Here is a 556-nt window from a genome sequence, read left to right on the forward strand (position 1 = left end):
CCCTGGCCCTGGAAGCCGCGCCGCGCACTTCCCGCGCGCAGAGCCTCGATGTGCTGTCCTCGCAGGCCAATATCGCCGGCTATAAAGCCGTGTTGCTGGCCGCCCATTACTATCCGCGCTTCATGCCGATGTTGATGACCGCCGCGGGCACCGTGAAGGCCGCGCGCGTGCTGATTCTCGGCGCTGGTGTGGCGGGTCTGCAGGCGATCGCCACCGCCAAGCGTCTGGGTGCGGTGATTGAAGCATCCGATGTGCGCCCTGCGGTGAAGGAACAGATCGAATCCCTCGGCGCTAAGTTCGTCGACGTCCCGTACGAGACCGATGAAGAGCGCGAATGTGCCGTCGGTGTCGGCGGTTACGCACGCCCGATGCCGGCCAGTTGGATGCAACGTCAGGCCCTGGCCGTGCACGAGCGCGCCAAGCAGGCCGACATCGTCATCACCACCGCCCTGATTCCCGGCCGCAAGGCACCAGTGCTGCTGAGCGCTGAAACCGTGGCGCAGATGAAACCCGGTTCGGTGGTCATCGACCTGGCTGCCGCACAAGGCGGTAACTG

The 556-nt window shown here is 65.6% G+C and carries 1 protein-coding gene; it reads left to right on the top strand.

Annotated elements, in window-relative coordinates; translation table 11 throughout:
• A partial coding sequence (locus AC1DIH_RS28160; RefSeq protein ID WP_477774091.1) for a Rossmann-fold NAD(P)-binding domain-containing protein occupies positions 1–556 on the top strand: 556 nt, incomplete at both ends.

The sequence above is a fragment of the Pseudomonas sp. 05N36 genome (assembly GCF_056397385.1).